This is a genomic window from Streptomyces mexicanus (genome assembly GCF_902506575.1).
Lineage (GTDB): Bacteria > Actinomycetota > Actinomycetes > Streptomycetales > Streptomycetaceae > Streptomyces > Streptomyces mexicanus.
In genome coordinates, this window is record NZ_LR732544.1 from 2,739,761 (window position 1) to 2,748,109 (window position 8,349).

An 8,349-nucleotide genomic window follows, 5' to 3' on the forward strand; every position below is an offset into this window, starting at 1 on the left:
GACCGCGCGGTGCCCGCCCTCACCCGGCCCTACGGCAGGCTCGGCGGGGTCTTCGCGGGCGTGGTCTCCAAAGCCTGAAGCGCGATGCGGATCGCCTCGTCCAGCTGGACGTCGCGGCCCGCCGCGTGGTCCTGGGGGCGCTGGACCACCTCCACGTCCGGGTCCACGCCGTGGTTCTCCACGCCCCAGCCCGGGCCCTCCAGCCAGAACGCGTACTTCGGCTGGGTGACCAGGGTGCCGTCGACCAGGCGGTAGCGGCTGTCGATGCCGATGACACCGCCCCAGGTGCGGGTGCCGACGACCGGCCCGATGCCCAGCGCCTTGATCGCCGCGTTGACGATGTCGCCGTCGGAACCGGAGAACTCGTTGGCGACGGCGACCACCGGCCCGCGCGGCGCGTCCCGCGGATAGCTCTCGGCGCGCATGCCGCGCGGCAGGTCCCAGCCGACGATCCGCCGGGCCAGCTTCTCCACCACCAGCTGGGAGGTGTGGCCGCCGCGGTTCTCCCGCACGTCCACGACCAGGCCCTCGCGGGCCACCTCCACCCGCAGGTCGCGGTGGATCTGCGCCCAGCCCGGCGCCTGCATGTCCGGCACGTGCAGATAGCCGAGCCGGCCGCCGGAGGCGGCGTGCACGTAGGCGCGGCGGTCGGCGACCCAGGCGTGGTAGCGCAGCGGCTCCTCGTCCTCCAGGGGCACCACGACCGCGTGCCGGGGCTCTCCCCCGCCGGCCGGCGAGATCGTCAGCTCGACGGGCCTGCCCGCCGTGCCGACCAGCAGCGGGGCCGGCCCGGTCACCGGGTCGACGGGCCGGCCGCCGACCGCGACGATCGCGTCGCCGGCGCGAACGGCGACGCCGGGCGCGGCCAGCGGGCTGCGCGCCTGCGGGTCGGAGGTCTCCGAGGGCAGGATCCGGTCGATGCGCCAGCTGCCGTCCTCGTGGCGGGAGATGTCCGCGCCCAGCAGGCCCTGGCGGGCGCCGTCGCCGTAGGCGCCGAAGGGGGTGACGTAGGCGTGCGAGGTGCCGAGTTCGCCCTGCACCTCCCACAGCAGGTCCACCAGGTCGTCGTGGGTGGCCAGGCGGTCGAGGACGGGCCGGTAGCGGTCCAGGACGCCGTCCCAGTCGACGCCGCCCATGTCGGCCCGCCAGAAGTTGTCCCGCATGATGCGGCCGGTCTCCTCGTACATCTGCCGCCACTCGGCGGCCGGGTCCACCGTCTGGCGGATCCGGCCGAGGTCGACGGTGATGTTGGAGTCGCTGTCGTCGTCGCCGGAGGGACGCCGGTCGCTGGGGACGACCTTGAGCTTGCCGTCGGTCCACAGCAGGATCCGCTTGCCGTCGCCGCTGACCTCGAAGTGGTCGGCGTCGGCGGCGAGGTGCTCGATGCGCTGCTGGGCGGGGTCGTAGCGCTCCAGCTCGGTCTTCGGGTCCGGGTCGTCGGGCGTGGCGCGGGAGGCGCCGAGCACGCCGGTGACCGGGTGGCGCAACCACAGCACGCCGTCGCGGGCGGCGCGCAGGTTGGAGTAGCGGGCGGCCTCGACCGGGAAGGGCACGATGCGGTCGGCCAGGCCGTCGAGGTCGATCCGGGTCGCCGGAGTGCCCTCGCTGTCGGGAGTCTCCTCCTTGTCGGACACCTCGAAGGGGCGGCCGTGGCGCTGCGGTCCGAACGGGGACGGCGTGGTCGCGGCCAGCGTGATCAGGTACGGCCGGGAACTCTCCACGAACGCCAGGTCGAAGACGTGCTCGTCGTAGACCGGGTCGAAGGAGCGGTGGGAGAGGAAGGCGAGGTGCTTGCCGTCCAGGGTGAACGCGGGCGCGTAGTCGTGGAAGCGCAGCGGGGTCGCCTCGGTGACCGTCAGGTCCGTGGTGCTCGCCAGCCGCAGCTGGCTGAGCGGGCGCGGACCGGGGTGGGACCAGGCCAGCCAGGCGGAGTCCGGCGAGAAGGCCAGGTCGCAGACGTCGCCGTGCTCGCTGCGGTCCACCTCACGGACCTCCCCGGTCTCCCGCTCGACGAGCAGCAGCCGCCCGTCGTGCGAGGCGACGGCGGCGCGGCTGCCGTCGGGGGCCATGGCCAGCTCCAGCACCCGGCCGAGCTGCCCGGCGGCGATCCGGCGCGGGGTGGCGCCGGGCGCCGGGCCGGTGGCGGGCGCGAACTCCAGGGCGTCCTCGCCCTCGGCGTCCGTCACCCACACCACCCACTCCTCCCCCTCGGAGCGGAAGGTGCGCGGCAGCCGGGCCCGCACGCCCGGCTCGGCGGCCAGCGCGCGGGCCGGACCCGAGCGGTGCGTGACCCAGTGGACGGCGCCGCGTACCGCGACCGCGCTGCCGCGCGCGGTGTGGTCGGGCGCGGCGGAACCGAACCAGCGGGCCGCGTTCACCGGGTAGGGCTGCAGGTCCACGCGGGGGCCGCCGAGCCGGATGTCCAGGCGGCGCGGCTCGGCGCCCTCCAGGTCGTCCAGGATCCACAGTTCACCGGCGCTGGAGTACACGACACGGGTGCCGTCGGTGGCCGCGTGGCGCGCGTAGAAACCGTCGAGCGGGGTGTGCCGGCGCAGGTCGGAGCCGTCGGCGAGGGAGGAGTACAGCGCGCCGGTGCCCTCGTGGTCGGAGAGGAACGCGATCCTCCCCCACGTTCCCGGATCCGCTGGGACAGGGGGGATTCCCGTCCCCACCCACAGCGGGTACTCGATGTTGCCGTCCAGGTCCGCGTGCAGCCGTACGAACTCGCCGTCGTCCTCGGCGTCGATCCACAGCTTGCCCGCCGTGCCGCCCCGGTACCGCTTCCACCAGGCCGCCTCGCGTCCCATCGGCGCGGACAGCAGCACGGTGCGCGGCCCGTACGCGACGTCGCCGACCGGCCCGTAGGGCAGCGTGTCGGCCGGCCCGCCGTCCAGCGGGACGGCCCGCGCCCAGCTGCGCCGCAGACTGGCCTGGCCCTGGGTGGACAGCGCCAGCACCCGTCCGTCGGGGGTCCAGCCGCGCACCTGGGTACGCCAACTGCCCCAGTGCGTCAGGCGCTTGGCGGGTCCGCCGGCGACCGGGGCGATGTGCACCTCGGGAGCGCCGTCCCGGGTGGAGGTCCAGGCGACGGTGGTGCCGTCGGGCGAGATGCGCGGGTGGTTCACCGGCACGTTGTCGGCGCTGACCCGCCAGGCACGCCCACCGTCCAGGGGCGCGAGCCACACGTCGTCCTCGGCGGTGAAGGCCACCAACTCGCCGTGCAGGTGGGGGAATCGGAGATACCCGGACGGCTGCACGGACGGTGCGGACGGCTGGGACGGCGCGGACGGCGTGGTCGATGCAGACGATGCAGACGATGCGGACTGAGTCACCCGATCACCCTATGCAGTGGCGGCCGACGGGGACAGGGGGTCGGATCACTTGCCCCGCACCCGCGCACGACTCCGCGGTCGCGCGCCCGTGCGTCCGCGTGCAGTACGCCCGTTGCGTCCGCGCCCCCTGCGCCCGTACGTCCGCGCGCCGCACGCCTGCGCCGCCCGTGTGTCTTCAGGCGCGCGGCCGCAGCCACTGCTGGAGTTCCACGAGGTTGCCCTCCGGGTCCTCCAGGTGCGCCACCCGCATCCGGTCCGTCATGGGCGCCGGGCCGTGCAGCAGGGTCGCGCCGCGCCCGGTGATCTCGGCGCAGTAGGCGTCCAGGTCGTCCACGCGCAGCACCACCAGCGAGCGGTGACCGGTGGCGCGGTCGCCCAGTGCGCCCAGCACCCGGGCCATCATCGCCCGGTCCTGCAGGGCGATGCCCGCGGAGCCGGTGCCGGGGCTGAACTTCTCGTACGGGCCCCGGTCCGCGCCGGACTGCGGTTCGAGGCCGAGCACGTCGGCGTAGAAGCGGTAGCAGGCGGCGAAGTCGTCGACGAGCAGCCGCACTTGGGTGAGTTCCACAGTCGTCCCCCTCCTGGATCGAGAAACCGCGTCCTCAGGACCAGCGGCCGGTGCGGCCCAGCAGCAGGGCCGTGGCCGCGACACCCGCGGTCGAGGTACGCAGCACGGTGGGCCCGAGGACGTACGGCCGCGCGCCCGCCTGCGCGAACAGCGCCAACTCCTCGGGCGAGACGCCCCCTTCGGGGCCGACGACGAGCACGATCTCGCCCTCGGCGGGCAGTTCGGCGGTGGCCAGGGGTTCCTCGCCGCTCTCGTGGAGCACGGCGGCGAAGTCCGCCTCGGCCAGAAGCCGCGCCACCTGCTTGGTCGTCGCCGCGTCCGCGACCTCGGGGAAGCGCACCCGCCGGGACTGCTTGCCGGCCTCGCGGGCGGTGGCGCGCCACTTGCCGAGCGCCTTCAGGCCGCGCTCGCCCTTCCACTGCGTGATGCAGCGGGAAGCGGCCCACGGCACGATCGCGTCGACGCCGACCTCCGTCATGGTCTCCACGGCCAGTTCCCCGCGGTCGCCCTTGGGCAGGGCCTGCACGACGGTGATCCGCGGCGACGGGGCGGGCTCCTCCCGCACGGTCTCCAGGTCCATGACGACCAGCCGGTCCTTGCCCTCGGCGGCCTTGACCACGCCCTGCGTCCAGCGGCCGCGCCCGTCCGTGAGCACCACGTCCTCGCCGGGCCGCAGCCGCTTCACGGAGACCGCGTGCCGCCCCTCGGGGCCGTCCAGCACCAACTCCGGTCCGATGCGGCCGAGGTCGTCGACCACGAACACCGGTGCCGTCATCGCGCGCCCCCTCCCGCGGGCCGGCGGCCCGCCAGCGCCGCCCGGGCCTCCTCCAGCTCGGCGGCCAGCACCTCCACCAGCTGTCCGGCGGGCAGCGCCCGGGCCATGCGGTGGCCCTGGCCCGCCCACAGCGCCATGCCCTGCGGGTCGCCCGCCTTGGCGGCGGCCTTGCGCAGCGGCGAGGTGAGGTGGTGGACCTCCGGGTAGGCGGCGGGCGCGTAGGGGCCATGCTCGCGCAGGAAGCGGTTGACCAGGCCGCGGGCCGGCCGCCCGGTGAAGGCGCGGGTCAGCTCGGTGTGCGGGTGGAGCGGGTCGGTCAGGGCCTGCTTGTGCAGGTCGTGCGCGCCGGACTCGGGGGTGGCGAGGAACGCGGTGCCCAGCTGGGCGGCGCTCGCCCCGGCCGCGAGCACGGCGGCGATCTGGCTGCCCCGCATGATGCCGCCCGCGGCGACGATCGGCAGGTGCACCGCCTCGCGCAGCTGCGCGACGAGGGACAGCACGCCGATGCCGGCGCCGTCGTTCTCCGGCAGGTCGCGGTGGGTGCCCTGGTGGCCACCGGCCTCCACGCCCTGGGCGACGACCGCGTCCGCGCCGGCCTGCTGCACGGCCCGGGCCTCCTCCACGGTGGTGGCGGTGACCAGGGTGTAGGTGCCGACCCGGTGCAGGGCGTCGACGACCTCGCGGGCGGGCACGCCGAAGTGGAAGGAGACCACCGGAACGGGGTCCTCCAGAAGCACGGCGAGCTTGGCGTCGTAGCCGTCGTCCCGGCCGCCGCACTCCGGGTCGCCCAGCTCGGTCTCGTACCAGGCGGCCTCGCCGGCCAGCTGCTGGGCGTACAGGTCCACCGCGCCGGACTCCCCGTGCTCCGGCTGCGGCATGAACACGTTCACGCCGAACGGGCGGGCGGTCAGGCTCCGCAGCTGCTTGATCTCCTGGTACATGCCGTCGGCGGTCTTGTAGCCGGCGGCGAGGAACCCCAGCCCGCCGGCGTCGCACACGGCGGCGGCCAGCCGCGGTACGGAGGGGCCGCCCGCCATCGGCGCCTGCACGATCGGGTGCGGGAAGAGATCGGTCAGTGCGGAGGACATGACCGCATGGTGTCACGTCCCGGGGACGGCTCCGAATCGGCCCGACCTCCGGCATGTGCCGGAGGCGGCCAGGCGGGTGATGCCGTGACCGCCTCCGCGTACGACTCGGTGGTGCGGCGGCCTCGAGGCAGCCGCCGCACGCGCCTCAGCGACCGTTGAACGCGTCCTTCAACCGCGAGAACAACCCCTGCTGCCCGGGCCGACTGTGCCCGCCCGGGGGACGACCCCCGGACCCCCAGCCCGCCGGCCACCGGCCGTCACCTGCCGTTGAACGCGTCCTTCAACCGCGAGAACAACCCCTGCTGCCCGGGCTGGAACTGCCCCTGCGGGCGTTCCTCGCCGCGCAGTTTGGCCAGCTCGCGCAGCAGGCGCTCCTGCTCGGGGTCGAGCTTGGTCGGAGTCTGCACCTCGACGTGGACGACGAGGTCGCCGCGCCCGCCGCCGCGCAGATGGGTGACACCGCGGTTGTGCAGCGGGATCGACTGGCCCGACTGGGTGCCCGGGCGGATGTCGACCTCCTCCATGCCGTCCAGCGTCTCCAGGGGCACCTTGGTGCCCAGGGCCGCCGCGGTCATCGGGAGGGTGACCGTGCAGTGCAGGTCGTCGCCGCGCCGCTGGAAGACCGGGTGCGGCAGCTCGTGGATCTCCACGTACAGGTCACCGGCCGGGCCGCCGCCCGGGCCGACCTCGCCCTCACCCGCGAGCTGGATACGGGTGCCGTTGTCCACACCGGCGGGGATCTTCACCGTCAGGGGGCGGCGGGCGCGGGTGCGGCCGTCGCCGGCGCACTCCGGGCACGGGTTGGGCACGACGGTGCCGAAGCCCTGGCACTGCGGGCAGGGGCGGGAGGTCATGACCTGTCCCAGGAAGGACCGGGTGACCTGCGAGACCTCACCGCGGCCGCGGCACATGTCGCACGTCTGGGCACTGGTGCCCGGCGCCGCGCCCTCGCCGTTGCAGGTGGTGCAGACGACGGCCGTGTCGACCTGGATGTCCTTGGTGGTGCCGAAGGCCGCCTCGTCCAGCTCGACCTCCAGACGGATCATGGCGTCCTGGCCGCGGCGGGTGCGCGAGCGCGGTCCGCGCTGCGACGCCGTGCCGAAGAAGGCGTCCATGATGTCGGAGAAGTTGCCGAAGGCGCCGGCCCCGAAGCCGCCCGCGCCGGCCCCGCCGGACTGCGAGAGCGGGTCGCCGCCGAGGTCGTAGACCTGCTTCTTCTGCGGGTCGGAGAGCACCTCGTAGGCGGCGTTGATCTCCTTGAACCGCTCCTGGGTCTTCGGATCGGGGTTGACGTCCGGGTGCAGCTCGCGTGCGAGCCGCCGGAAGGCCTTCTTGATCTCTTCCTGCGACGCGTCGCGGCGCACGCCGAGGACGGCGTAGTAGTCCGTGGCCACTTACGACTCCGCCAGGATCTGTCCGACGTACCGTGCCACTGCGCGTACCGCTCCCATCGTTCCCGGGTAGTCCATGCGGGTCGGTCCGACCACGCCGAGCTTGGCGACTGCCTCGCCGCCCGAACCGTAGCCCACCGACACGATGGACGTGGAGTTGAGTCCTTCGTGGGCGTTCTCGTGACCGATGCGCACGGTCATGCCCGGATCCTGTGTCTCACCGAGCAGCTTCAGCAGGACGACCTGCTCCTCCAGTGCCTCCAGCACGGGCCGGATGGTGAGGGGGAAGTCGTGGGCGAAGCGGGTCAGATTGGCGGTGCCGCCGATCATCAGCCGCTCCTCGTTCTCCTCGACGAGCGTCTCCAGGAGCGTGGACAGCACCGCCGAGACCGTCCCGCGGTCCTCGACGTCGAAGCCGTCCGGCAGGTCCTCCACCAGCTGCGGCACGTCCGTGAAACGGCGGCCGGCGACCCGGCTGTTCAGCCGCGCCCGCAGGTCGGCGAGCGAGGTCTCCCCGAACGGGGCCGGGCAGTCGATCATCCGCTGCTCGACCCGCCCGGTGTCCGTGATCAGCACCAGCATGACCCGCGCGGGCGCCAGCGACAGCAGCTCCACGTGCCGCACGGTCGAACGGGTCAGCGACGGATACTGGACGACCGCGACCTGCCGGGTCAGCTGCGCCAGCAGCCGCACCGTGCGGGCCACCACGTCGTCGAGGTCGACGGCGCCGTCGAGGAAGTTCTGGATGGCGCGCCGCTCCGGCGCGGTCATCGGCTTGACCCCGGCCAGCTTGTCGACGAACAGGCGGTAGCCCTTGTCGGTGGGGATGCGGCCCGCGCTGGTGTGCGGCTGGGCGATGTAGCCCTCCTCCTCCAGGGCCGCCATGTCGTTGCGGACCGTGGCCGGGGAGACGCCGAGGTTGTGCCGCTCGGTGAGCGCCTTCGAGCCGACCGGCTCCTCCGTGCCGACGTAGTCCTGGACGATGGCGCGGAGTACCTGAAGCCGTCGCTCACTGAGCATCGCGCACACCTCCAGAGTCCTTCCTCGGCTCTCCGCCCGTCCTGGCACTCGGCGCATACGAGTGCCAGCATTCCCGCGCCCAGTGTACGGCTGCCGGGTACGGCTGCGGCAAGGACGGTCCCGGGAAGCTAGCGTCGCGGCATGACGGTGACTTGGGAAGAGGCGGGGTGGGAGC

At 74.0% G+C, this 8,349-nt stretch carries 6 protein-coding genes; all 6 read right to left on the bottom strand.

Annotation, left to right across the window (positions count from 1 at the left end):
* Window positions 1-29: 29 nt before the first annotated feature.
* Window positions 30-3,257 carry a S41 family peptidase gene (locus GV126_RS12320; protein WP_201299932.1) on the bottom strand — a complete coding sequence of 1,076 codons (3,228 nt, stop codon included), beginning with the start codon at window positions 3,255-3,257 and terminating at the stop codon, window positions 30-32.
* A 250-nt stretch (window positions 3,258-3,507) separates the two neighbouring features.
* Window positions 3,508-3,900: a VOC family protein gene (locus tag GV126_RS12325; RefSeq protein ID WP_159665585.1), complete on the bottom strand. Its 393-nt coding sequence runs from the start codon at window positions 3,898-3,900 to the stop codon at window positions 3,508-3,510.
* A 34-nt stretch (window positions 3,901-3,934) separates the two neighbouring features.
* A complete protein-coding gene (locus tag GV126_RS12330) occupies window positions 3,935-4,675 on the bottom strand; it encodes a 16S rRNA (uracil(1498)-N(3))-methyltransferase (protein WP_159665588.1) in 741 nt (246 codons plus the stop codon).
* Window positions 4,672-5,763: a nitronate monooxygenase gene (locus tag GV126_RS12335; protein WP_159665591.1), complete on the bottom strand. Its 1,092-nt coding sequence runs from the start codon at window positions 5,761-5,763 to the stop codon at window positions 4,672-4,674. The genes GV126_RS12330 and GV126_RS12335 overlap by 4 nt, the downstream gene beginning before the upstream one ends.
* Before the next feature lie 257 nt (window positions 5,764-6,020).
* Window positions 6,021-7,157, bottom strand: a complete 1,137-nt coding sequence (dnaJ, locus tag GV126_RS12340; RefSeq protein ID WP_159665593.1) for a molecular chaperone DnaJ — start codon at window positions 7,155-7,157, stop codon at window positions 6,021-6,023.
* Window positions 7,158-8,174 (bottom strand): heat-inducible transcriptional repressor HrcA, encoded by a 1,017-nt coding sequence (gene hrcA, locus GV126_RS12345; RefSeq protein ID WP_028422165.1) that lies wholly within the window; start codon window positions 8,172-8,174, stop codon window positions 7,158-7,160.
* Window positions 8,175-8,349 lie beyond the last annotated feature (175 nt).

Excerpts from the sequence above, each read along its gene's own strand:
- GV126_RS12330 (WP_159665588.1), bottom strand. The coding sequence starts at position 4,675 with ATGACGGCACCGGTGTTCGTGGTCGACGACCTCGGCCGCATCGGACCG.
- GV126_RS12335 (WP_159665591.1), bottom strand. The coding sequence starts at position 5,763 with ATGTCCTCCGCACTGACCGATCTCTTCCCGCACCCGATCGTGCAGGCG.
- hrcA (WP_028422165.1), bottom strand. The coding sequence starts at position 8,174 with ATGCTCAGTGAGCGACGGCTTCAGGTACTCCGCGCCATCGTCCAGGAC.